This window comes from Alistipes provencensis, assembly GCF_900083545.1.
GTDB classification, from domain to species: Bacteria; Bacteroidota; Bacteroidia; order Bacteroidales; family Rikenellaceae; genus Alistipes; species Alistipes provencensis.
The window spans coordinates 2,667,790-2,693,662 of sequence record NZ_LT559262.1; the positions used below are offsets into that span (position 1 = coordinate 2,667,790).

Here is a 25,873-nt window from a genome sequence, read left to right on the forward strand (position 1 = left end):
GAAAAAAGCTATCTTTACGGGAAGCTAAAACCAATCCTGCCATGAGACTCCGCCGATTCCTGCTGCTGCTCTGGGGCGGTCTGCTGGCTGTCGCCGCCGCGTGCGCCCAGCCTATCAGTTCGCTTTACGACAAGGCCGAATACCGCATCGCCATGCGCGACAGCGTCCGCCTCCATACCTCGGTCTACACCCCCAAAACTCCGGGCCGCGCGCCGATCATCATCTTCCGCACGCCTTACGGCACGGGGCCCTACGGCGCCGGCAAATTTCCCGCCGCATTCGATAAAGGCTACCTGCGCAGCTATGTCGACCGGGGCTACATCATCGTTCAGCAGGATGTCCGGGGACGTAACCGGAGCGAGGGTGAGTTCATGCACATCCGTCCGGTGGGCTTCGGCGACGTGGACGAGGCCACGGACAGCTACGACACGGTCGAGTGGCTGGTGAAACACATTCCCGGCAACAACGGCCGCGTGGGTTTCGCCGGCTGTTCCTATCCGGGATTCTACGCCCTGATGGGGGCCCTGAGCGGACACCCGGCGGTGAAGGCCGTTTCGCCGCAGGCTCCCGTGACCGACTGGTACATGGGCGACGACGTGCACCACAACGGCATTCTGATGCTGAGCGATGCCGTGCGGTTCCTCCATTCGATGAACACCCCGCCGGAGGGGACGCCCCGGCGGGAACTGACCCTCTCGCCCGACGAACGCACGTTCTTTCTGGAACACCCCGCGCGGGCCGATCTGACGAAACTGCTGGCCCCCAACGCCTTTTGGGAGGAGATGTCCGGACATCCCGACTACGACGAGTGGTGGCGGGCGCGCGACACGCGCCGGGCGTGCTACAACATCCGTCCTGCGATGCTCGTCGTGGGCGGAACCTACGATGCCGAGGATTGCTACGGGGCGTGGAACCTCTATCGGGCCGTGGTGCGGCAGAGCTCTCCGACGCCGGTGCATCTGGTCGTGGGCCCGTGGGCGCACGGGGCATGGACCGGTGACGGCCGGAAACTGGGGGCGTACGATTTCGGCGAGGAGGCCTCCGGGAAACATTATATGGAAAACTTCGAGGCGCCGTTCTTCGACTGCTACCTTTGGGCCCGCGATACCGTCGACCGCCTGCCGCCCGTGGCGGTCTTTTCCTCGGGCGACAACCGCTGGCACACGTTCGACCGCTGGACGCCCGCCGGGGCCCGCCGGATGACCCTCTATCTGGCCGACGGCGGCCGCCTGACGGAAGAACGCCCCACGGCCAAAAACTCCTCGACCGCCTATCTCTCCGATCCCGCCGACCCCGTGCCCTATGTCGAAACCTCCGGCACACGGCGGCCCAAGGAGTATATGGTCGCCGACCAACGGTTCCTTGCGGGCCGTCAGGACGTGCTGACCTTCGTCACCGAACCGCTCACGGAGGATGTGACCCTCGTGGGACCCGTCGAGGCGGCGCTCGAGGCGGCGTTGTCGACCTCGGATGCCGATTTCGTCGTGAAGCTGATCGACTGCTTCCCCGACGGGGGCGAACAGCGGTTGGTGCGGGGCGATGCCGTGCGGGGACGTTACCGCGACGGATTCACCCGCCCCAAAGCCTTCTCTCCGGGCAGGCCCGAATGCGTGCGGCTGCGCACGACGGACATCGCCCACACGTTCCGCGCCGGACACCGGATCATGGTGCAGGTGCAAAGCTCGTGGTTCCCGCTCATGGAGCGCAGTCCCCAGCAGTTCGTCGATCTGTGGCGCTGTACGGCATCGGATTTCGTGCCCTGCCGGGTGACGCTTTTCCACCAGCGCGACCGCGCGTCGTCCGTCTCCGTCCTTAAACTCTGATTCCGATGGAACTGCGTATCGCCCTTTGCCAGCACGATATCGCGTGGGAACAGCCTGCGCGGAACCTCGCCCGGCTGGAGCCGCTGGTGGCCGCCGCCGCTGCCGACGTGGTGGTGCTGCCCGAACTGTTCGCCACGGGCTTCACCCTCGATCCCGCCGCTGTTGCCGACGCTCCCGGCGGGGAGGTCGTCACGGCCCTGCGCCGCTGGGCCGCGCAATACGGCAAGGCCGTCGCAGGCAGCGTCGCCGTCGCCGAAGCGGGATGGTTCTGCAACCGGATGTATTTCGTGACGCCCGACGGCGGGTGCGTGTCCTATGACAAACGCCATCTGTTCACGCCCGGCGGCGAGGCCCGGAACTACACGCCCGGCAACAGCCGCGTGGTGGTCGAATACCGGGGATTCCGCTTTTTGCTGCTGGTCTGCTACGACCTGCGGTTTCCGGTCTGGAGCCGCTGCCGCGGGGATTACGACGCCATCCTGTGCTGTGCCTCGTGGCCCGCACCGCGGCGCGAGGTGTGGCGGACGCTGCTGCGCGCCCGGGCCATCGAGAACCAATGCTATGTCGCAGGGGTGAACCGGGTGGGGGACGACCCCTCGGGGCATTACGCCGGGGATTCGGCTTTTGTCGATTTCAAGGGCCGCACGCTGGTTGAGGCGGACGACCGGGAGCGGACGCTCACGGCGGTGTTCGACGGCGAAGCGCTGGAGGCGTTCCGCGCCAAATTCCCCGCGTGGAGGGACGCGGACGATTTCCGGATTCAAATGTAATTCGCACGGCTTGTTTTTCAGGCGCAAATGTCGTATCTTTACGCACTTTTCGCGCCGGATTTCCCATGCACTCAATAAAAGGGGCCTCCGGTACGTTTTTCTCAACGAAAATGGAAGATACGATCAAAATACTCGGCGCCCGGGTCCACAACCTCCGCAACGTGGACCTCGAAATCCCGCGCCGCAAACTGGTGGTCATCACCGGGCTTTCGGGCTCGGGCAAATCGTCGCTGGCCTTCGACACGATCTATGCCGAGGGACAGCGCCGCTACATGGAGACGCTCTCGACCTACGCGCGGCAGTTCGTGGGGACGATGGAGCGCCCCGACGTGGACAAGATCACGGGCCTGAGCCCCGTGGTGGCCATCGAGCAGAAGACCACCAACAAGAACCCCCGTTCGACGGTCGGCACCGTCACCGAGATCAACGACTTCCTGCGCCTTCTCTATGCGCGGGCGTCGCGGGCCTATTCGCCCGTCACGGGCGAGGAGATGGTCCATTATACCGACGACCAGATCGCCGACCTGATTCTCGAAGGCTTCGCCGGGCGCAAGATCGCCCTGATGGCCCCCGTCGTGAAGGGCCGCAAGGGCCACTACCGCGAACTGTTCGAGTCGCTGGCCAAGAAGGGCTATATCTATGCCCGCATCGACGGTGAAATCCGCGAAATATCGTCCGGGATGCGTCTCGACCGCTACAAGATACACACCATCGACTTGGTGGTGGACCGTCTGGCGGTGAACGACGAAGCCCGCGAGAGGCTGATGACCTCGCTGAAAGAGTCGATGCGGCAGGGCAAGGGTACGATGGCCGTCTACGATTACGGCACCGAGCAGCAGCGCTTCTATTCGCGCCACCTGATGTGCCCCTCGACGGGCATGGCCTTCGAGGACCCCGCGCCCCACACCTTTTCGTTCAACTCCCCGAAGGGCGCCTGCCCCCATTGCAACGGACTGGGCGAGGAGGCGGTGTTCGACATCGAAAAGATCATCCCCGACACCCGGCTCTCGCTGCGCGACGGGGCCGTCGAACCGCTGGGCAAGTACCGCAACAACATGCTCTTCGCCATCCTCGAGATGCTGGGCCGCCGTTACGATTTCACGCTGGACGACCCCGTCGAGAGTTTCTCTCAGGAGGCGCTGAACGCCGTGCTGTACGGCGATTCCGAGCCGCTGACGGTCGATCTCTCGGAGTTCAGCTCCCCGGGCGGGCGGCAGTTCCTTTCGTGGGAGGGCGTCGCCGAATACATCGGCCGCACGGAGGACGACGATTCGAAACGCGGCCAGAAATGGCGCGACCAGTTCCTCGTCTACCGCAAATGTTCGGTCTGCGGCGGCACGCGTCTCAAGAAGGAGGCCCTGCAGTTCCGCGTCGCCGGCAAGAATATCGCCGAGGTCTCGGCCATGGCCATTTCGGAATTTTCGGAGTGGGTGCCCTCGATTCAGGGGCAGATGACCGAAAAGGAGTGGAAGATCGCTCAGGAGATTGTCAAGGAGATTCGTGAACGCCTGCGTTTCCTGATGGACGTGGGATTGGGCTACCTCTCGCTGGCGCGTTCGTCGCGCTCGCTTTCGGGCGGCGAGAGCCAGCGCATCCGCCTCGCCACGCAGATCGGCTCGAAACTCGTCAATGTGCTTTACATCCTCGACGAACCCTCGATCGGACTGCACCAGCGCGACAACCAGCGGTTGATCCGCAGCCTCGAGGAGCTGCGCGACGCGGGCAACTCGGTGATCGTCGTCGAGCACGACGAGGACATGATGCGCGCCGCCGATTTCATCGTTGACGTGGGTCCCCGCGCGGGCCGCAAGGGCGGCAACATCGTCGCCGCCGGGACGTTCGACGACATCCTCCAATCCGACACCATCACCGCCGACTACCTTACGGGCCGCCGGCGGATCGAAATACCCGAAACGCTGCGCAAGGGCACGGGCGAGCGTATCGTGATCCGCGGCGCCCGGGGCAACAACCTCAAGAACGTCACGGCGGAGTTCCCGCTGGGCAAGTTCATCTGCGTGACGGGTGTCAGCGGTTCGGGCAAGTCGACGCTGGTCAACGAAACCCTGCGGCCGATCCTGTCGAAAGCCCTTTACCGCTCCTTCGACCAGCCGCTGGAATACGATGCGGCCGAGGGCATCGACCGTATCGACAAACTGGTGGTCGTGGACCAGTCGCCCATCGGGCGCACCCCGCGTTCGAATCCCGCGACCTATTCGAACGTCTTCGCCGACATCCGCAAGCTGTTCGAAATGACCCCCGACGCCCAGATCCGCGGCTTCAAGGCGGGGCGTTTCTCGTTCAACGTCAAGGGCGGCCGCTGCGAGGAGTGCCGGGGTGCGGGCGTGCAGACCATCGAGATGAATTTCCTGCCCGACGTCTATGTGCGCTGCAAGGCGTGCGGCGGTCACCGCTACAACCGCGAAACGCTCGAGGTGAAGTACAAGGGCAAGAACATCGACGACGTGCTGAACATGACGGTCAACATGGCCGTGGAGTTCTTCGAGAATATTCCCAATATCCATCAGAAACTCAAGGCGATTCAGGAGGTGGGCCTCGGCTATCTGACGCTCGGACAGCCCTGCACGACGCTGTCGGGGGGCGAGAGCCAGCGCATCAAGCTCTCCTCGGAGCTCTCGAAGCGCGACACGGGCCGCACGCTCTACATCCTCGACGAGCCCACGACGGGACTCCATTTCGAGGACATCCGCCTGCTGCTGGAGGTGCTGAACAAACTCGTCGACCGCGGCAACACGGTCATCGTCATCGAGCACAACCTCGATGTCGTGAAGGTTGCCGACCATATTATAGATATAGGTCCCGAGGGCGGGGCCGCCGGCGGTGAGATCATCGTCGCGGGTACGCCGCACGAGGTCGCGCAGTGCGAACGCAGCTACACCGGGCAGTTCCTAAAAAAGATTGGCCTTTAGCGCTTTCGGCACAAAACTTGCTTTCATAGCCGTAACAAACCTTATGTGCTATGAAAAAAACAGTCATCATCGTCTTGGGGCTGCTGTTTGCGACGGCGGCCGTTACCGTGATCGGACAGAAGAAGATTCTGTCGCCCAAAGAAGAACGCCGCGAGGTGCGTGAGAAGCGCCGTGCGGAACGCATTGCCAACTATGAAAAGTTCATGGATTCGCTCGTGCTGTCGCGCAATTTCCAGTTCAATCCCTCGACCATGCAGCGTCAGCCGGCAGGCCCCATGCGCCAGATCATGAACCCCGCGTTCAACGTCGGCATCTGGGACGGCACGGTCGACATCTGCCTGCCCTATATCAAGGGATATGTGCCGCCTTACTATGTGACGATCATCAACTACACGGTCCCCGACGTGCAGGGCTACACCACCGAACAGACCCATGAGGGGTGGATGGTGACCTTCTCGACGTCGCTGTTCTCGGCGTCGACCTACACCTTCACCTTCGAGATATTCTCCCGGACGGGCGGTGCCAACCTCACGATCACCAATCCGTGGTACAGCCCCGTGCAGTATACGGGTTCGATTTCGCAATTGTATTGAGTATGAACCGTTTTTTCACGGCCGGGGCGGCCCTTTTGCTGGCCTGCTCAGCCGTCGCCCAGTCCCCGCAGTTCGCTGTGGGGACTTCGGGTGCTGACAGCATTCCCCAGACCACGATTGTCCCCGTGCAGCAGCCCCCGGTCGGGGTCGTGGAGCGCACGACCGTCTATGAGGAGCCGGAGAAGGGGATGGACCGCGCCCAGCGGCGGGCTTACAAAGCCCGGGTCTATGCCGCGAAAATCGACTCGCTGGTGCAGTCGCGCGACTATATGTTCTTCCCCAACTCGATGCAGGAGATTCCCGGCGGGATGATCCGCTCGATCTATGCCGACTATTTCTTTTTCGGGATGTTCGTCGACCACGTCGAAGTGCATCTGCCCACCGAACGGGGCATCACGCAGTATGTCGAGATGCTGAATTTCGACTCGATGTCGATCCGCGATTACCGGGCGGCGCGCACGCAGTGGGGGTGGTCGGTCACGTTCAACATCGCCGACGGCGACGCCCTGTACCACGCCGATTTCGCTGTCTCGACCGCCACGGGCGAAACGGTGCTGACGCTTCTGACGCCTGCCGTTACGATGCGTTACGTCGGGTGGCTGTGGAACAAACGGGTCAATGACCCGCGTTATCACCGGATGGATTGACGAAAGGCTGCCCGAGGGCAGCCTTTTCGTTCGTATGAGACCCCTTGGCCTATTTTTTGCAGATCAATGCCACGGCGGAGACGGAAATCCCTTCCTCCCGCCCCTCGAAGCCCAGATGCTCTGTGGTCGTAGCTTTGACCGACACCCGGTCATCGTCTACACCCATTGCGTCGGCCATCGCGGTGCGCATGGCGTCGATGTGCGGCCTCAGTTTGGGCCGCTGGGCGCGGATCGTGCAGTCCACGTTTCCGATTTCGTATCCTTTGTCGCGCAGCAGCGCCGCGACCCTCCGCAGCAGTATTTTCGAATCGATGCCCTTGAAATCGTCCGACGTGTCGGGGAAATGCAGTCCGATGTCGCCCAGCGCCGCAGCGCCCAGCAGGGCGTCGCACAGGGCGTGGATCACCACGTCGCCGTCCGAATGGGCGATGCATCCTTGGGTGTGGGCGATCTCGACACCTCCCAAAACCAGCGGCAGGCCGTCGGCCAATGCGTGTACGTCGTATCCGTGTCCTATCCTGAAATCCATCGGTTCCCGTATTTTATATTGCCAAAGTTACGGATTTTTCCTAACTTTGCAAAAATGCAAATGCCTATGTCAGAAATTACCTCGCTGGAGCCCCGCCTCGTGTGGGAGCAGTTCGACGCCATTACGCGCGTGCCGCGGCCCTCGAAGAAGGAGGGCAAGATCATCGACTTTCTGGTCGATTTCGCCAAGAAACACAATATCGAATACAAGAAGGACGCCGTCGGCAACGTCGTGATGCGCAAACCCGCCGCGCCGGGCTTCGAGGAACGCCCCGCGGTGATCCTCCAGTCGCATATGGACATGGTCTGCGAGAAGAACTCCGACGTGGAGTTCGATTTCGACAACGACCCCATCCGCACCCGCATCGACGGCGAGTGGGTCAAGGCCGAGGGTACGACGCTGGGCGCCGACTGCGGCATCGGCATGGCCGCGGCGCTGGCCGTGCTGCTCGACGACACGGTGGAACACGGACCTCTCGAGGCGCTGTTCACCGTCGACGAGGAGACGGGCCTCACAGGCGCGTTCGAGCTGGGCGAGGGGATGCTCTCAGGCAAATACCTTATCAACCTCGATTCGGAGGACGAGGGCGAGATTTTCATCGGCTGTGCGGGCGGCATCGACACCATCGCCACGTTCCATTACACGATGGAGCCTGCGCCGAAGAATTACAGTTTCTTCCGCGTCGACGTTTCGGATTTGCAGGGCGGACATTCGGGCGACGACATCGACAAGGGCCGCGTCAACTCCAACAAGACCGTGGCGCGCCTGCTGTGGGACGGTATGCAGTCGTCCGAACTGCGGCTGAGCTATTTCAGCGGCGGTAACCTCCGCAACGCCATTCCCCGCGAGGCTTACGCCATTTTCGGCGTTCCGACCCGGCTCAAGGGCGAGTTCGTCAAACGCTATAATCTTTTCGCCGCGGACCTCGAAACCGAATTCCGCTTCCGCGAACCCAATTTCCGGATCACGCTCAACGAGATGCCGCAGGTCGAGGAGGTCCTCGACGCGCGGACGCAGTTCGCGCTGGTCTATTCGATCGTGGGCGTGCCCAACGGCGTCATCGCCATGTCGTTCGCCGTTCCGGGGCTGGTCGAGACCTCGACGAACCTCGCCTCGGTGAAATTCGCCGACGGCAACCGTATTGTCGTCACCTCGTCGCAGCGGTCGTCGGTCGAGAGCGCCAAGACCTATGTGATGCAGATGGTCGAGTCGGTCTTCGCACTGGCGGGTGCCGACGTGGCCCATTCCGACGGCTATCCGGGCTGGGCCCCCAATCCGCAGTCGCGGCTGCTGGAGGTCACGGTCGAAGCCTACAAGCGGCTGTTCCGTACCGAGCCCAAGGTCCGCGCGATCCATGCCGGACTGGAGTGCGGGCTGTTCCTCGAAAAATATCCCGATCTGGAGATGGTCTCCTTCGGCCCGACGCTCCGCGGCGTGCATTCGCCCGACGAGCGGCTCGAGATCGCCACGGTTCCCAAATTCTGGGACCTGCTTTGCGAGACGCTGCGCGTACTTTAGCGGTATTCTGCCGGCTTTTCAATGACGAAGGCTTTTCAGAGTTGCATCTGAAAAGCCTTCGTCATTCATAGTTTCGGGCTGCATCAATAGGCCGTCAGCCTGTTGGACGTGCGCCGGGCCTCTGCGGTAATTGCGGCGGGCTGTCCGCCCTGAAGCAACCGTTCGCACATGGCGGAAATTGCGGGACGCTGGTATGAACGGCCGAACCAGCCCAACGCTTCGATGGCGGCCACGCGCAGCGGTTCTTCGAGCGCGGCGTCTTCGGCCAGAGCGATCAGTTCGGGCACGCAATAATGGTGGCGGTAGAGGCGGAAATAGGTTATTTCACCCATACGCCTCTTGATTTTGTTCTGCGGGTCCCGAATGAATTTGAAAGTCTCCGTCTGTTCGGCTTGTTTGTCGGCTACGCGCTTCAGGCGCTTTTGCAGCAACTCGTCGTTTTGGTAAAGTTCATGCTTGGCCGCACACTGACGGCGGAGTTCGGTGCTTACGGCGTCGGGATTCATGAACATCATGTTCTCGTCGGCATGATAGGCCACGCGCAGCGAAAGTTCGTCGTCCAGCAGCATCTCGACAGCCGCGGGAACCAGCTCGTCGTCGCCGCAGTCGCCGATCCACTGCGACACCAGACGGCGCACCAATTCGTAGCTGTCGCCCGCCGTTTGTGCCAGCATCGCCTTGAAGCGGGGCGAACGGCTGTTGCTCATCAGCGTGAGGGCTTCGAGACGTACCGATCCGTAGGGTGATTCGGCAGCGCGTTTTTCGCACAGGTCGGCCGTCCCGCCGTAGCCGTTGTCGGCGAGTTTGCGCATGGCGATGGCCTGCACGTCGGCGGGCATCGTTTCGGCGGCCATCCGGAGCCAGTATTTGTTGTCCGCGGCCTTTGCCGTGAGCGCCGCGTTTAGGTCCGTGCCGGGCAGCGCCCGGTTGACGAAACGATAGGTAGGGTCGCCGATCAGGTGCGTTTCGAGGTAATGTACATGGCGTCCCCACTGGCCGATGCGCACGCCGCAGTCCAGCAGTCCGATATAACGGTCGGGCCACTTGTCCTGCAGGGCGTTGACCGAATTGCCTTGCGTGACGACGCAGTCTCCGGGTCCGAAGATATAGCTCGTGGCGATGCAGTCGTCGAGATGGAACGAGCCGTTGTAGCAGGCGTCGAACATCACCATGCGGGGATTCATCGGCCGTTCATAAAGGTCGTCGATGTGTACGTCCATCGTCCGGTTGAGCACCGAATCGGCCGTGTGCAGCGAATCGGAGAGCCGGCACCACGCTTCGGGCACGCCGTAATAGGCGATCATTTCAGCCTTGCGCTTTTCGGGGTCTTTGCGTCCGTCGAGTTTGCTGCGCAGGAACAGTTTGATGTTCTCGATCGAAACGTTCATGCTCGAACCGTTCCGGTAGCCGTTCAGGTATTGCATGTCGGGAGAGCCGTGGTGGTGGCACAGGGCGACATCGACGCCTTTCCGGGCCATTTTCTCCAGCAGATAGGGTTTCATGGGCCAGCGGCTTTCGAAGTCGTAGAAACGCACGCTGCTGCCGGTGCGGAAAAGTGCGGGCAGTTGTTCGCGCAGTGCGATCTGTTCCCCGGCCCAAGCCTCGGGAGCCTCGGAGTTGTAGCCGTGGCCGCGGAAAACGAACAGGTTGTCCAGAACGTTCTGCTCCTCATGGGCCTTCACCACCTTGCGCAGGTAGGCGCGCAGGAGTTCGTCGGAATCCGTGCCTTCGCGTTTGGGCGGCTTGATGCGGGCCGAATAGATCGGCGACGCGATGTGCTGGCGTGATTCGGGCGTGAGCGAGTAGTAGAAATAGAGCGGTTCGTCGGCGTCGCGGCGGATGAATTCGAATTGCAGTTCCGGATCGTCGTAATAGCGGTCGGAGGGGACCGACGAATCTTTCCAGTCGCGGTCCTGACTGCTCTTGAATGCCGACGTGAGATGCTGCGCATCGCGGATCATGGCGACGGGGATGTCGCCGATGAACACCACGCCCTCGAGGGGCGGCCGAGCCTCCGTCATCCGGACGATTTCGCTGCGCACGCTTTCGGGATTCTGCCATGTGTCGATGAGCAGGTAGGTTCCCAGCCCGTCGCGTTCCACGGCGGCGCGGTAGGCGTCGACCTCGGCCGCTGCGGCGTCGTAACTCCGGCTGTCGATGAAGATGGCGAATGTCGTGGCGCTTTTCACGCCGGGACGGATGATGCGCGGTGCCGCTGCGAGTGACAATGCCTGCAGGCAGACGGCGATCAGTAAAACGATTTTTTTCAACTTCATGGCCATATCTGATTAACGGGTCGGCTTGGATGGGGTGTTTCCGAGCCGGATCGCGGTTTGCGTCAGCTCGTCGCGGAGTTCTTTTTCCAGACTCTTGTCGGCAGCCATTTGCTGGCAGGCGGCGATGATCTCGGCGCGGCGCGGGGTGTGTACGAACCAGCCCAGACATTCGGCCGTGTTGACCCGCAGTTCGAGGGGCTGCGAAGCGTCTGCCACGAGTTTCAGCAGATCGGGCACCAGTTCGTGATAGGTGTTGTTGCGCATCGAACGGATGGCCGAAATACGGCTTTTGAGCGTCTTGCCGTTGAACAGCAGGTTCTGCTGACGGGCCTTCATCTCCTGTTCGCGTGCGACCTCCTCCCGGAGTTCGGCGAACTTTGCGTCGTGATCCGGATATGCCGAAGCCTCGACGGCCGTGCGCAACGCCTGTTCGACCTCTTTCCCGGGGAACAGCTCCAGCCCTTTCAGGACAATGTAGGCTACGCGTTTCGATTCGCTGTCGTTGACATAGATGTCGGCTAATGCAGGCAGCAGTTCCGGGCGGCCCGACTGCCATGCGTAGGTCGCGGCATTGCGGCGCAGCAGCTCGTAACGGTCTTTCAGTCCCCGGATGATGGCCTGTGCGAAGATCTCTTCGTCACCGGAGCGGCCGATGAGCTTGAGGCACTCCATGCGGGTCGTCGCCAGCGGCGACTGTTTCATGAACTCCAGCAGTTCGCCGGCCGAGATCGCCCCGGCGTCGGTCAGCATCCGCAGCGAGAGGCTCTGTACGTCGGCCCACGGCGAACTCGCGAGCAGGCTGCGCCAGTAGGCGGCATCTCCCTTGCGGGTCACCATGTCGGTCGCCAGCGTATTCGGTTCGACGGGGCGGAACCGGAAAGCCGGGTCGCCGATGATGTGCCCTTCGAGCGATGCGATCAGCCGGTTATATTGTCCGACGCGCACGCCGTGCGACAGCAGGCCGACCATCTCGTAGGTCCAGCGGTCCTGCAGCACGTTGACCGTATTGCCCTGCGTGACCACCGTGCGGCCCGGGCCGAAGATGTAATATCCCGTGATGTATCCGGGTTTGTGGAACGACCCGTTGTAGCAGGCATTGAGCATCACGAAGCGCGGCTGCGTCGCCAGCGTTGCAAGGTCTTCGAGGCTGATGATCGTCTGGTCGCCCTTGGCCTTCGCGCCGTCGTCCTTTTCCTTCTCTTCGAAGAAAGCGTCGGTCAGGTGGTATTTCTCCTTGAAATATTGTTTGGCTCCCTCCATGTCGGCCTTCTCTCCCTTGCGCCGCTCCATGTACAGGGCGATTGAAATTTCGGCCTTGAGCTGGCTGTACTGTCCTTCGAAACTGTCGGGCTCGGTCTTGTAATTGCCGACATGCTGTTTGTCGGGCGATCCGTGTTCGTTGAAGAACATCGCATCGACCTCCGGACGTACCAGTTCGTCGAAAACCCGGTATTTCATGTAGTCGTCCATCCGGAAATTGAGCTGGCGCAGGTTCTCGGCCTTGCGGGTATTGGTCAGCGGGAAGTTTTCGTCGAGCGCAATGCGTTCGTCCATCCAGCAAACCAGACAGTCGGAATTGTAACCGTCTCCGGCATAGGTTACCAGACAGTCGAGCTGATCGACCTTGCCGCGTTCGGCGACGACCTTTTCCAGATAGCGGGCTATTCCCTCATACTTGTCGCCTCCGAGCTGTTCGGGATAGCGGATGCGCCCCGAGTAGAATGCGGGAGCGAGCTGCTGCGGCGAATCGCAGGCGAGGTTGAAATAGGAGAGCAGCCGGTCCGTACTGTCGCGGGCGATCAGTTCGAACCGCAGGTCAGGGCAGTCGTAGTAGCGGTCGGAGGGGACCGACGACTGGATCATCGGGAAATTCTGCTCGTCCATTTTGAACGCCGTGGTCATATGCTGGGCATTGCGCACCATGGCGATCGGAATTTCGCCCACGAAGACCACGCCTTCGAGCGGCGAGCGTTTGGCTGTTTTGCGCATCAGTTCGATGAGCTGCGCACGCACCTGCTCGGGGGTCTGCCAGTCGTCGCGGAGAATGTAGGTCGAGAGGCCGTCGGCCTCCAGAGCATCGCGGTAGGCGTGGAGCTGCGGGGTGGTTTTGTCGTAGGTTGCCTGATCGACAACGATTGCGAACGATGTCGGCTGCTTGCTGCGGGGCTTTTCGACTGTAACTTTGGCTTGCAGGATGAACGGCAGCAGCAGGACGATTGCCAATAAATATCTTTTCATAGCTTTCATTACGGATTATTTCTTGGATTCCACGCGGTTGATCATGCGCTGCAACTCTTTGGACAGTTCCGGCGAACAGTTGCCGCGGGCGAGCAGTTTGCGTCCGGCGTCGGCGATTTCGTGGCGGCGCACCGAGAGATTGAACCACGCCAAGGCCTCGGCCATCCGCACACGCAGAATTTCCGGGGCCTGCTCGTCGCCCAGCAGGGTGAGGTATTCCGTTACATGCTGATGATAGGGGCGGTTCTTGAGGAAACTGATGCGGGCCTGACGCCAGCGTATCTTGCCTTCGGGGTCGAGTATTTCCCGCGTCGAGGACTCTCCGGGCGAAAGCCCGTCGCGCTCGACGAGCTTGTCGAGCAGTTCCTGTTTTTCCTCTTGGGCGTGATAGAATGTCTTGCCGGCGAAATAGGTTTCGATGGCCTTTTTGACCTTCTGCGTGTCGAAGCAGCGGATTGCCTCGCTGATGTTGAACACGATGCGCGCGGCGTTACGGTCCTTGGCATAGACGTCGATGAGTACGGGGATGAACTCCTCGTCACCGATGCGGCCCATGCGCGTAACGGCGATGCGGCGCAGGAACTCGAAACGGTCGTAGGCGGCCAGCATCAGGGCTTTCTTGTATTCGGGGCCGTTGAGCGATTCGAGCAGCCGGAATGCATTGTAGCGCACGACGCTGTAGGGCGATGTCGCGCACTTGTCGAGCAGTATGCCGGGCAGTTGCGGATAATCATTTTCCCAGAGCCGGATCATCGCCAGATTCTGGATGTCGGGCACTGCGTTGTCGAGCTGTCCGAGCCAGAAGCCGTTGTCGCGCTTCAGCGCCATCGAATTGATTTCGAGTTCGGGGTGAGCAGCCTTGAAACGGTAGGTCGGGTCGCCGATCACATGCGATTCGAGGATGTGGATGTTCTTGGCCCAAGCGCCGATGCGCAGCCCTTCGCCCAACAGCCCCAGCAGGTCGAAAGCCGACTTGTCCTGAAGCACGTTGACGCTGTTGGCGAACGTTACGACGCAGCGTCCCGGAGCCATGATGTAGTGCCCTGCGATGCAATCGTCCTCGCGGTAGTCGCCGTTGTAGCAGGCGTCGAAGACCACGAAACGGGCGTTGGGCGCAATGGCCTCCACCTCTTCGAGAATGATGCCCGTGCGCAGGTCGGCGATCGAGTCGAGGCGGAGCATCTCGGGGTCGTCTGTCCGGTTGTACCAAGTGGAGTCGAGCCCTTTCTCGGCGGCGCGTTTGGCGGCGTACTCCCGGCCGGTTCCGGGGCGGCGGGCCAGTTCGCGCAGGCTGCGCTGCATCTCGGCTGCGGCCTCCTCGCCCGATTCCACATAGGGCGTTCCCGAGAGGTACTGGCGATAGGGCATTCCGTGTTCGTGGAAGACCATCATGTCCACGTCGTCGCGGCGGACTTCGCGGATGAGCGACTCCTTCATGAAGGGCTGCATCGAGTAACGCAGGAATTTGGCGTTCTCGGTACGGCTGAATACGTCGCCGAACTGCTCGTCCAGCAACTGCTGTTCATCGCGCCATGCGATGAGCGAGTTGGAATAGGAGCCGTGGCCCGTATAGGAGACGAACCGGTCGAAAGGCGTCGTGGCGCGGTGTTCGGCCACGGCTTTTTCCAAGTAACGGGCGATCTGTCTGTAGGGGTCGCCGTAGGCTTTCTGTGCCTTGATGCGGCCCGAATAGATGTCGCAGGAGATGTACTGCGGCGACGAGGGCGACATCTCGTAATAATGGAAGAGACCCTGCGAGGGAGTGCCCTGCGGGACGAATTGCAGGTCGAAGTCGTCGTAAAAACGGTCCGAGGGGACCGAGGTCTCGTGGAGCGGGTGGTTGCGTTCGTCCATTTTGAAGGCCGAGGTGAGGTGCTGTGCCTTGGTGATCATGGCGATGGGGATGTCGCCGATGAACACACAGCCTTCCAGTGCGTTTTCCGCGTGAAGCTTACGCAGCACGTCGCGCACTTGTTCGGGCGTCGTCCAGTCGTGCGAAACGATGTAGACGGGCAGCCCTTCGGCTTCGAGCGTCTGTTTGTAGGCTGTCATCTGGGTCCGGCATTCCCGGGCGGTCCGGGTGTCGGTGATCACGGCGAAGGAACTCGGTCCCTGCACGGAGGGGTTTTCGAACGTCTGCGATCGTCCCGGCGCGGCCGAAAGCAGCAGAACTCCGGCCAGCAGGACAAAAAACGGTTTTCTGTAATTCATATGGAGCAGTTATTTGAAACCCTCCGGGGAGGATATGTGGCGTCCTCTCCGGAGGGCTCCGGTTTTAAAACATCAGTCCGATTTTGAAATTGGCGTAACCGCGGCGGTTGAACAGGTCGCGGTGGTCGTCGGCACGCACATAGTCGGCCGAGGCTGCGGCAAAGACCGAACCGCGGCCTTTGAACAGACGGGCGAACGAATAGGTGACCTCACCGCCGAACGCGGCGTATCCCGACCCGAGGTAGTAATAGTCGCGGAGCGTGAAATCGGTGTAGCACTTCGCGTCGGCCTTGTACCCGTTGTAGTCGATGTCGCTGCTGTCGTTCATTTTGTAGGAGGCGCGGATTCCGACGAGCAGCGAGTGCTTTTCGTTGAAGATGAAGTTCTTGCGTCCGAAAATTCCGATCTTGCAGTTCTTGATGTCCTGCGTGCTGCGCGGGAAATAGTAGATGTCGCTGAGCTTCTCGGTGGAGAATTCGACGCCGGCGGTCCAGTTGTAGGAATCGCCGCGGGTGGTGCGCATGTACTGCAAACGTCCTTCGAAACCGGCCTTCGAACTGTTCGAACGGACGGATTTCGATTTGATGATCCACTTGGCGACCTCGAAGGAGTTGTCCCACTCCTGCACATACTGGATGCCGTCGATGCTGCGGTCGCCGTAAGCGGCGTTCAGGAAGAGCGTATTCTCCTTCGAAGGCTTGTAGACGGCGTTCAGGCCGATCGACCAGCGCTCGTCCCGGGTCGTGCCGACCATTTTGGGGGTCGTGTAGCTGTTGGTAACGTCCTCCACCTCCCGGGAATATTTACCCGATACGAGCAGTCGCAGTTTTTGGGTCGTGAACGAGTACTGGCCGCCGACGCCCATGCAGTTGGCGTTGTAGATGCGCTGGTTGTCATCGTTGTTGCCTCCGATCGACGCGTCGATAAAGAATCCCGGGAAATTGAAAATGTAGACGGGGTTGGTGCTGAACGCGATTTTGTTCATGGCGGTTCCGTCTTCGCGCCGAGAGTAATACTGATAGTTGGCGCCGATGGCGTGCTTGCCCAGCGTGACGGTCAGGCCCGGTTTGATCTCGAATTTCGAAAGGCTGACCAGCGGGCGCGGGTCGTGCTGCTTGGCGCCCTGACCGTTCTGATATCCGGCTTCGATGCCGAAGATCAGCCGGTTCCACAGTTTGGGCGTAGCGGCTTTCACGGTCATGTCGTAGAGCTGGTTGATCCATTTGCTCTTGTAGGTGTCGGCGATGAAGAAGGGCGTGCCGCGCAGCGGGTCGATCAGCGAGGCGTTGTATTCGGCGTCGCGCAACTGGTCGCGCGAATATTCGAACCGTCCCCAGATGAAGGCGCCCTTGAGGGCCTGCATCGTACCGCCGCCGTCGGTGAAAAAGCGGTAGCCGGTGTTGTGTTTCCCCTCCTGCGCCCGTTTGAAGGAACCTTTTTCGATATCGTATCCCAGTCCGACTTGGCTGTAATAGTCCATCCGGTCTAGCTGGATGCCCGACACGTTGTCCGAGTAGCTGAACTGGAGGCTCTCGCTTTTCAGCCGTTCGACGGAGGCCTCGGTATTGATCCGCTGTGCCGAGGAGCAGAGCGGCGCGAGGGCCGCAGCCACGAGGCATCCCGTCAGTTTGATGTAGCTATATTTTATCATAACTCATTCGATTTTTGGGGATTATTATTTCAGGGACCAGTTCCATGCGGGCATTTTCTCTCCGTTGCGGCGGAACTGCGGGTCCTGCATTTCGAAATCTTCCGTCGAGTTGTTCGTGTCCTGATAGATCGGCGTGCCGTCGGCCCGCTGGCCGATCACTTTGCGGCATACGCTCTTGCCGACGTAGATTTCTTCCGTCGAAGCTGCTCCGGCATCCACGAATCCGGGGATGCGCTTCATGTTGAGGCTGTTCGATGTCGGGAGCATCTCCACACCGTCGATCAGTTGTTCGGCCGGGATGCGGACGTACTCCTGCGTTTTGCCCACCTGCTTCTGGGTCGTCTCTCCCACCACGCCCGTATTGATGGTCGGGAATTCGAGGTGCTTGCCGGGCTGGTAGATACAGAGTCCCGGACCGCTGACGGTGTTCAGCCACTGCATGGTCACGATGTACCCCGACCAGAAAACGTACTCGAGGTCGGGAACGTCCTCGTTGACACGCTGCGGATTGCCGGCCCATGTTTCGAATTCGGACAGCGACGTGTCGATCAGACCGCCGTATTTGCTGTGGTCGGCATGGTTCGCGGCCTCTTGGGTGATGATGAACGACTCGCCCGGCTTGAGCGGGTAGTCGGTTCCGTTACCCGGCAACTGCCAGACCGTCACGGCATAGACGTAGTTGTTCAGTCCGTCCTCGGCAGGCCATTCCGGGAGCGTCGCCGTTGCGAATTCGGGCACGAGACGCGCGAAACAGAGGTGGTCGAGGTAATAGGTTTCGTCGCCGTTGTTGTAGATCTCGTAGAACTGGTCGCGGAAATAGGTCGACTGGGTCGTGGGGTTGGTGCTTCCGCAGTAGAAGATCTGGCTGAAGCAGAGCGGGCCCACCATGGCGGGGCGGATGGCGATCGAGAAGTCGTTCGACGCCTCGGCCTGCTCCGGCGTGATGTCTTTCATGATGGTTTTGTTCTGCACCGATCCGTTCAGGTAATAGGTGTTCCCTTCGGATTCGGATTCGCCGAATACGGAGATCGTATAGTTGCCCGGAGCGACCTGCGCCTGCGCGATGCCGTTCTCATCGGTCTGCGTTTCGATGATGGCATCCTCTTCGAAATTGGTGAAACGGACGGTGAGCCCTTCCACCGGAAAATCCGTGTTGATGGTACCGTTGCCGTCGGCATCCACAAAGCCGGTCACGGCCTTGACCTTGAACGAAACGTCCAACGGATTCACGACATCGGCCTGACTGGCGGAGTCCATCATCTCGATGCACGAACAAAGCCCTGCAGCAACCGTCAGTATGGCTATATATTTCTTTTTCATAATTATGCTTGCATTGTAGGGTTATCGAATCTTGACAGACAGCGCGGCCCCGAAGAAGAAGGTCTTTTCGTTGCGCCGGGTGTACTTGCCCGGATAGACCTTGCTTTCCCAGATCGGCGTGCTGCGGAACATGTTGTTGGCGAAGAACGAAATGCGCATGAAGTTGCGGATTTCCTTGGTCAGATTGATGTTGATGCAGAGCATCGGGGGCATCGAACCTTCGCGGATCAACCGGCGGTTGTCGAGGCGTGAGCGCATGTCTACGGCTTGGAACTCCTCCTCCCCGATGCGCGAAGCGTCGAAATCGTATACCCGGCCGTCCAGACGCGAGATGTACTTCACGGGGATTGAGTCGTTGCCGTAGGTGGTGTACGAATGTTCCTGCCACTTGACGCTGGCTGTCAGGGTCACGACGAAGCCGATGCGCGGAATGTTGTGCGTGATGCGCAGGTTGGTGGTGGTCGCCTCCGCGTGCTCCGTCTTGTTGCCCGGTTCGAAAACGCCCATGTGGGGATAGGAGCCCGCTACGGTATTGCCTGTCGTATGGTTGTCGAACGTGTAGTAGTTCTTCCACGACTTGTACTGCGTCCAGCTTCCGTTCAGGCCGAACGAGGTGCGGATGGAGTTGATGCGTCCGAAGTCGATGTCGAACTCGACGCCCCGGCTTTCGTAGGCGAAGTAGTTGGTCGGAGTCGAATACTGGAGCAGGATCTTGTCCGACGACTTGAGCGAAAGTTCGGGCATATCCGTTTCATTGGCCGGTTTGGCCGCCGAATACTGGTTGTAGTCCACGCACTTGAACGTGTCGAACGTCGGGCTGGTCATATAGCCGTTGTGGGTCTTGTCCTCGAAATAGGTGACCGAACCGCGCACCTGTCCGATCTTGAAGTCGGCGCCGACCTCCCATTTGGTGGTTTTGGCCAGTTTGAGGTTCGGATTCTCCGCCGAATAGACGTGCGTCGTGGCGATCTGGAACTTCTGGGCGTCGCTGAAACCGCTTGCCGTCGTGTTGTCGAAGTTCAGAATGTCGAAATAGGCATTGTCGGGGTGGAGATAACCCAGCGAGGGGGCTTTGTATGTGATGCCGTAACCGCCGCGGATGCTCAGTTTTTCGGGAATCAGGTCATACGAGGCGTTGACGCGGGGCGCAACGCCTCCGTCCATGTCGTAAACGTGGTCATAGCGGACGCCGGCGACGATTTCCAGCCTGCGGTGCAGGATGTCCGTCGAAAAATGCTCCTCGGCGTAGAGGCTGAACTGGTGCATGAACGGCACGTCGCTGAAGGCACGTTCACGCTGGGTGGTGAAGTTGGTGTTGACCACCCGACGCGGCGGATTTTCCGGGTCGAATACCTTGCCTTCGCCCAGATTGCCCGTAGCGCGGTACTCGCCGCCGACGATCAGCCGGTGGTGCGTGCGTCCCAAGTCGCCGGCGAAGTTGGCCGCCAGTTGTACGAAGGTGTTCAGCTCCTTGCCGTAGATATCGTATTCCGCCGTGTAGTCCGAGGGCAGACGCCACGCCTTGCCGTTCTTGTCCGCATCGGGGATGTTCGTGATTTTCGTACCGTCGGACAGGAAAATGTCCCGCCCGGGAATGCTCGAAAGAATGGCCCCGTCGGTTTTCGAGGTGGAGTAGGTCCAGTCGGAGTTGGTGGCGAATTCCGACCGGTAGGTCTTTTTGTCCGTATAGTTCGCCGAGACGGTGTACCGGAGGTTCTTGAACCAGTTCCTGTTGAAGTTGAACGAGCCGTTGGTGTTGAAACGCAGTCCCAAATCGCGCTGGGTCATTACGTCCAGATCGCGTTTGTCGTCGGGGTTGGGCTCGGCCTTGTCCTTGGTGTAGAAAAAGTTCATCGAGGTGTTGGTCGACCATTTTCCCACGGTGTTCGAGTAGCTGACACGTCCCGTTACCCGATTATAGGTGTCGTATCCTTCGGTAGGGTCGTTCTGGGCAAAGGTATAGTCGACGCCGTAGTTGAGTACGCCGGCCCTGTCGCCGAGACCTACGCCGTGCGATGCGGAGGCCATGTAGACATTGGGATTGATGTCCAACTGGATCGACAGCGGAGCGCGTCCGGCCTTGCTGTTGACGATGACGGCGCCCGATGCGATGTCGCCGTATTGGGCCGATGCGATACCCCGGATCACCTCCACCGATTCGATGTTGCTGGTGGTGATGGTTCGCATGTCGACGCCCGAATTGGGAGTGGAGATGCTGGGTCCGGCATTGGCGCCCAACGACAACGACAGGGTTTGCATGTTGGCGTTGTTCGAAACGGGGGCGCCGTCCATGATGATGGCCGTACCGAAACTCTGGCCGTTGCGGATGGAGAACGTGCCGACTTTCTTGAGCGCTATCTCTTCGGAGGTGCGCGTATCGGCACCCGGGAGCAGCGACATGATGTCGGCCAGCGAGGTGGCCTGAATGTGCTCCATGGCCGATTTGGAGATCTTCGATGCGGTTGCCGCACCGGTCTTTTTCGACTCGGCCGACACCACGACATTCTCCAGATAGAACGACGTGGCCTTCAGAATGAATTTGAGGGAGTCCCGGGCGGGAAGCTGGATCGTTTGCGAGAGGGGCTCATAGCCCAAGGAACTGATTTCGACCTTGTATTTTCCCGGGTTTGATAATTGGATTTCGAACCGACCTTTGACGTCGGTGGTTGTCGCTACACCGATCTCAGGCAGGGAGACAACGGCATAGGCCAGCGGGGTGGTTTTGGAAATTCCCCCCCCCTCGGTTTCCGAGGCCAGCACTGTGCCGTTAAACGAGACCTTTCCTTTGCTCTGCGCCGACAAAGAAGCGGCACTGCAAAGTATCAGAATACTCGTTAATACACTCAATTTGGCAATAACCTTCATAAGCTATCGAGTTTTGGGTTAATAAATGGAACCTATCAGGTGCAAAAAGGTAAATTTGCCCCTGTATAGATCCGAGAATCATTGTGAATATCTCGGGTGCAATATAATGAAAAAAAATTAATAACTGTTCGAAAGTGCGCTTTTTTCAAGCAGATTGTTTTCTGGTTTTGAATGTCGCTGCATATCATCGATCATGCAGCAGAGCGCATTTTTAGATTGGAAGTTGCTGACTCATTGAGGTGTTTTGAACCGGTTTCATCATCAGGGCATAATCTTGATTCCATACCTTATATAATATGGATGATGGATTTTTATTTATATAAATCTTATAATTTTGTCGTAATGCCTATGATTTGGTTTCAAATTGTAAGTATTTTTGCGGTATTTGGTGCCGCAACGATACTTTCATGGGGCGCACCGTTTCTCCGTACCGCATCCGATTCGATTTTTTCTTATCTTTGTATTTCGTAAAGTCGCAAAAAGATGCTGAAAAGTCGCTGCTGCCTGCTGTTTCTTCTGCTGCCGAGCCTGCAGGCTGCGGCTCAGTCTCCCGACGACGAATACTATCCCTATGCCGAACGTGAGGAGCGGCGCGAAGTGCTCACGACCGATTCCGCGATCTTCTACCGCGCCGTGCAGGGCGTTTCGGACCTCTACGGCGACCATACCGATTTCAATCTGCCGCAGGTGGCCCACAAGCGTCGCGGGCTGGACTACCGCGCCGCGCGCACGTCGCTCTCGGGCGTGGACCTGCCGTACCGTTATCTTTCGCTCCTGCGTCTGCTGGGGGCCGGGGAGGAGCGCTACGCAGGACTTGCTCCGGTGCCCGGGGAGTGGGGCCCTGCGGGCGGTGTGAGGCTGTTCCGGTTTCCGGAAGGGGAGTCGTTGCAACCTTACCTCGCCTCGGTGCGCTTCACCGACCGCAACTACCTTTTCGGGGCCAAAGTAGCCGCCGCGAAGACTCTCGGCGACGGATGGAGCCTTTCGGCCGCTGCCGATGCCCGCACGGGCCGCGACATGCACGTCGAAGGGGTCTTCACCAACGCCCTGACCGCCGGGCTGCGCCTTGCCAAACGTTTTGGCGAAGGGCATGAACTCGCCCTGCTCTGTATCGTGCCGCCCTCGACGCGGGGCACGCGCCTCTCCTCCTCCGAGGAAGCCTTTTCGCTGACGGGCGACCGCCTCTACAACCCGGCGTGGGGTTTTCAGGACGGCCGGGTCCGCAACTCCCGGGTGCGGCGCGAGACGATCCCGCTGGCCGTTGTCACTTATGAGGTTCCGCTGTCGCCCGCGACCTCGCTCACGGCGGCGTTCGGCGCCGAAGCGGGCGTTTCGAAATACAGCATGCTCGACTGGTACGACGCCCGGACGCCGATGCCCGACAACTACCGCTACCTGCCCAGCTATGCCGGGGACCGGGAGACCGAGCTGGCGTGGCGTTCGAACGACACGCACTATACGCAGGTCGACTGGGACGAGCTGATCCGCCGCAACCGCATGGCCGCCGGACACGCGGTCTATGCGCTGGAGGACCGTGCCGAGCGGCTTTGCAATCTCTCGGCGAACGCCCTCCTGACCACCGATGTCGACGGCCGGCTGACGCTCCGTTACGGCGTTGCCCTCCGCCGCGAAAATACGCGCTCCTACCGGCAGATGCGCGATCTGCTGGGTGCGGAGTACATCACCGACATCGACCGTTTCCTCGTCGATGACGACACCTACAGCAACCTGCTGCAAAACGATCTGCGGCATCCCGACCGCACGATCCGCGCGGGCGACCGCTTCGGCTACGACTATACGCTCACCGCCCGCACGGCCCTGATCCACGCACAGGCCGACTACCGCGCCGACCGTTTCCGGGCGGATCTCTCCGCCGAATTGGGCAGCGGGGCGGTCAGCCGCCGGGGCCACTACGAGAAGGAGCTCTTTCCCGGAGCGCAGTCCTACGGCCGTTCGCGGGTGATGCGCTTCACGCCCTATGCCTTCCGGGCCCTTGCCGGCTGGGCTTTCACGCCGCGCTGCTACCTCGAAGCCGCCGTGCAGGCCGACGCCCGGATGCCCGAAGCGGAGAACCTCTTTTACCAACCTCTCTATAACAACCGCACGGTCGACAATCCCGTGCCCGAACGTACCTATGCCGCCGAACTCGGCTGGCGCTTCACGGGACCCGTTCTGGACTTGCAGGCGACGGTTTTCGCGGTGCTGACGCTCGACGGCACCGAGACGCGCCGCTATTACGACGACATGGCCTCGGTCTACTGCGACATGGCCGTCACGGGGATCGGACGCCTCTCCTACGGCATCGAGGCCGCCGCCGATATCCGCTTGTCCTACCGCTGGCGGTTGTCGCTGGCAGCCTCGGCAGGGCGTTACAAATACGCCCGCGACCCGGTCGTCACGGTGCTCTCCGACGTGGATAATTCGGCAGTCGACCTGCGCGCCGTCAGCCGCATGGGAGGTTGTGAGACGGGCGGGGCCCCGCAACTGACCGCCACGGCCGAACTGGCATGGTTCGGGTCGAGAGGGTGGGGCTGCCGCGCTTCGGCGGGATATGCCGGGCGGCGCTATGTCGAGCCGATGGCCCTGCGCCGCACCGACCGCATCGCCGGGCAGGGCGGCATCACGCGCGAGGCTTTCGAGGCCTTCACCCGGCAGGAGCGGCTGGCGGATGCCTTCACGCTCGATGCTTCGCTGTTCAAATCCTTTTATTTCGACCGTTCGCGGCTGACCGCGGCGTTGATGCTCCGCAACCTGCTGGGTGACGCCGATACGCCTTACGGCGGTTACGAATCGTTACGCGTGCGCCGCATCCGGCCGGGCGACGATACCCTCTACACGCCCCACGCCACGCGCTGCACCTATGCGTGGCCCCGTTCGTTCTATCTTACAATCTCTTACCGATTCTGACCCGTTGGTAAAAAAACGTCCGATTTTTTTGGATTTTACCGCGAAATTCGTATTTTGTAGGGGCGAAAGAACCCTAAAACTTCCAAAACCATGATTATCGGTATTCCAAAAGAGATCAAGAACAATGAGAATCGCATTGCTCTTACCCCTGCGGGCGCTCAGGAGCTCGTGAAGCGGGGCCACAAGGTTTATGTGCAGGCTGCGGCCGGTGTAAACAGCGGTTTTACCGATGATGATTATATAGGTGTGGGGGCCGAGATGCTCCCCACGATCGAAGAGGTCTATGCCCGGGCCGAAATGATTATCAAGGTCAAGGAGCCCATCGCCCCCGAGTACAAGCTCATCCGCCGCGACCAGTTGGTCTTCACCTATTTCCATTTTGCCAGCAGCGAACCCCTCACGCGGGCGATGGTCGACAGCGGGGCGGTCTGCTGCGCCTATGAGACCGTCGAACGCGCCGACCGTTCGCTGCCGCTGCTGATCCCGATGTCGGAGGTCGCGGGCCGCATGGCGGCGCAGGAGGGGCGTTATTTCCTCGAAAAACCCCGCGGCGGCAAAGGCGTCCTGCTGGGCGGTGTCCCGGGTGTGAAACCCGCCAAGGTCTTCGTGATCGGTGCCGGGGTGGTCGGTACGGCCGCTGCGCGCACGGCCGCCGGAACGGGCGCCGACGTCACGATCTGCGATATCTCGCTGCAACGGCTGACCTATCTGGCCGACGTGATGCCCAAGAACGTCAAGACGCTGATGTCCTCCGAATACAACATCCGTCAGGAGCTCAAGCACGCCGATCTGGTGATCGGCTCGGTGCTGATTCCGGGCGCCAAAGCCCCGAAACTCGTCACGCGCGACATGCTGAAAGATATGGAGCCCGGTACGGTGATGGTCGACGTGGCCATCGATCAGGGCGGCTGTTTCGAAACCTCGCGCCCCACCACGCACGAAGACCCCGTCTACTATGTCGACGGGATGCTCCACTACTGCGTGGCCAATATTCCGGGCGCCGTGCCCCGCACTTCGACCCTCGCGCTCACCAACGCCACGCTTCCTTATGCCATTCAACTGGCCGACAAAGGCTGGCGCCGCGCCGCGAAGGAGAATCCCGAGCTGGCACTGGGCCTGAACATCGTCGGCGGCCGGGTGGTCTGCAAACCCGTGGCCGACGCTTGGGGGCTGCCTTACGAGCCGCTGGCGTTGTAACGCCGTCGTTCTGCGATCCTTACTGCGGTCTTCCGGACCGTCGATAGTCCGGAAAGCCGCCGTAATGTCGTAAATCGTAAAATATTGCCCGAAAATTCGTCATCATTATTTTTGAAATTCTTGAATAATTTGTATATTTGCAAGTAAGCGAGTGGGTTACGACATTCGTTTTTGTTTCAAACCGTGTGAAAACGGGTTGAAATATCGCGTGATTCTTAGGAATACGGCGGATTTTCATTACAGATCGTAACAAAAGGGTCCCGAAATCAAAGGACGTGTCCCGGGACTGACATGGCGGCAGGCAATTAGGTTCCTTATATTATATTAGGTACGAGGTTCGGCGGTGTTCGGGTGTTCCCGGATACAGGGTGCCGGGCGACGGTTTCCCGTATCGACTGAAT

At 60.4% G+C, this 25,873-nt stretch carries 15 protein-coding genes; 8 read left to right on the forward strand and 7 right to left on the reverse strand.

What is annotated here, in order from left to right:
• Positions 1 to 41: 41 nt before the first annotated feature.
• From BN5935_RS10360 to BN5935_RS10380, 5 genes are all read left to right on the forward strand, one after another.
• Positions 42 to 1,823 (forward strand): CocE/NonD family hydrolase, encoded by a 1,782-nt coding sequence (locus tag BN5935_RS10360; protein ID WP_064976046.1) that lies wholly within the window; start codon positions 42 to 44, stop codon positions 1,821 to 1,823.
• A gap of 5 nt (positions 1,824 to 1,828) precedes the next feature.
• Complete coding sequence (locus tag BN5935_RS10365) at positions 1,829 to 2,593, forward strand: amidohydrolase (RefSeq protein WP_064976047.1); 765 nt, start codon at positions 1,829 to 1,831, stop codon at positions 2,591 to 2,593.
• A 110-nt stretch (positions 2,594 to 2,703) separates the two neighbouring features.
• A complete protein-coding gene (gene uvrA, locus BN5935_RS10370) occupies positions 2,704 to 5,520 on the forward strand; it encodes an excinuclease ABC subunit UvrA (RefSeq protein ID WP_064976048.1) in 2,817 nt (938 codons plus the stop codon).
• A 50-nt stretch (positions 5,521 to 5,570) separates the two neighbouring features.
• Positions 5,571 to 6,113 (forward strand): DUF4251 domain-containing protein, encoded by a 543-nt coding sequence (locus BN5935_RS10375; protein WP_064976049.1) that lies wholly within the window; start codon positions 5,571 to 5,573, stop codon positions 6,111 to 6,113.
• 2 nt (positions 6,114 to 6,115) lie between these two features.
• Positions 6,116 to 6,760, forward strand: a complete 645-nt coding sequence (locus BN5935_RS10380; protein ID WP_064976050.1) for a hypothetical protein — start codon at positions 6,116 to 6,118, stop codon at positions 6,758 to 6,760.
• Between the two features lie 49 nt (positions 6,761 to 6,809).
• Here BN5935_RS10380 and ispF read toward each other — a convergent pair whose 3' ends face one another.
• Positions 6,810 to 7,289, reverse strand: coding sequence for a 2-C-methyl-D-erythritol 2,4-cyclodiphosphate synthase (gene ispF, locus BN5935_RS10385; RefSeq protein ID WP_064976051.1), 480 nt, complete (start codon positions 7,287 to 7,289; stop codon positions 6,810 to 6,812).
• Positions 7,290 to 7,355: 66 nt separating this feature from the next.
• On the opposite strand from ispF, the gene BN5935_RS10390 reads away from it, so the two are divergent.
• Positions 7,356 to 8,807: an aminoacyl-histidine dipeptidase gene (locus tag BN5935_RS10390; protein ID WP_064976052.1), complete on the forward strand. Its 1,452-nt coding sequence runs from the start codon at positions 7,356 to 7,358 to the stop codon at positions 8,805 to 8,807.
• Positions 8,808 to 8,890: 83 nt separating this feature from the next.
• Here the strand turns inward: BN5935_RS10390 and BN5935_RS10395 are convergent, their stop codons facing one another.
• The 6 genes from BN5935_RS10395 to BN5935_RS10420 form a co-directional block, all read right to left on the reverse strand.
• On the reverse strand, positions 8,891 to 11,083 hold the full coding sequence (locus BN5935_RS10395) for a HEAT repeat domain-containing protein (protein WP_064976923.1): 2,193 nt from the start codon (positions 11,081 to 11,083) through the stop codon (positions 8,891 to 8,893).
• A 12-nt stretch (positions 11,084 to 11,095) separates the two neighbouring features.
• Positions 11,096 to 13,321, reverse strand: a complete 2,226-nt coding sequence (locus tag BN5935_RS10400; protein ID WP_064976053.1) for a HEAT repeat domain-containing protein — start codon at positions 13,319 to 13,321, stop codon at positions 11,096 to 11,098.
• Positions 13,322 to 13,336: 15 nt separating this feature from the next.
• Positions 13,337 to 15,532 (reverse strand): HEAT repeat domain-containing protein, encoded by a 2,196-nt coding sequence (locus tag BN5935_RS10405; protein ID WP_064976054.1) that lies wholly within the window; start codon positions 15,530 to 15,532, stop codon positions 13,337 to 13,339.
• 64 nt (positions 15,533 to 15,596) lie between these two features.
• Positions 15,597 to 17,183: a DUF6850 family outer membrane beta-barrel protein gene (locus tag BN5935_RS15305; RefSeq protein WP_064976055.1), complete on the reverse strand. Its 1,587-nt coding sequence runs from the start codon at positions 17,181 to 17,183 to the stop codon at positions 15,597 to 15,599.
• A gap of 24 nt (positions 17,184 to 17,207) precedes the next feature.
• The gene (locus BN5935_RS10415; protein WP_064976056.1) at positions 17,208 to 18,503 is read right to left on the reverse strand and encodes a DUF4876 domain-containing protein; all 1,296 of its coding nucleotides are present in this window, start codon (positions 18,501 to 18,503) and stop codon (positions 17,208 to 17,210) included.
• Between the two features lie 21 nt (positions 18,504 to 18,524).
• Positions 18,525 to 21,263, reverse strand: a complete 2,739-nt coding sequence (locus BN5935_RS10420; RefSeq protein ID WP_235821079.1) for a TonB-dependent receptor — start codon at positions 21,261 to 21,263, stop codon at positions 18,525 to 18,527.
• Between the two features lie 588 nt (positions 21,264 to 21,851).
• Here BN5935_RS10420 and BN5935_RS10425 point away from each other — a divergent pair.
• Together BN5935_RS10425 and ald are read left to right on the forward strand one after the other, a co-directional pair.
• Positions 21,852 to 24,275 carry a TonB-dependent receptor domain-containing protein gene (locus tag BN5935_RS10425; protein WP_064976057.1) on the forward strand — a complete coding sequence of 808 codons (2,424 nt, stop codon included), beginning with the start codon at positions 21,852 to 21,854 and terminating at the stop codon, positions 24,273 to 24,275.
• Between the two features lie 90 nt (positions 24,276 to 24,365).
• Entirely contained in the window at positions 24,366 to 25,472 is a 1,107-nt protein-coding gene (gene ald, locus BN5935_RS10430; RefSeq protein ID WP_064976058.1) for an alanine dehydrogenase, read from the forward strand.
• The last annotated feature ends 401 nt before the right edge of the window (positions 25,473 to 25,873 follow it).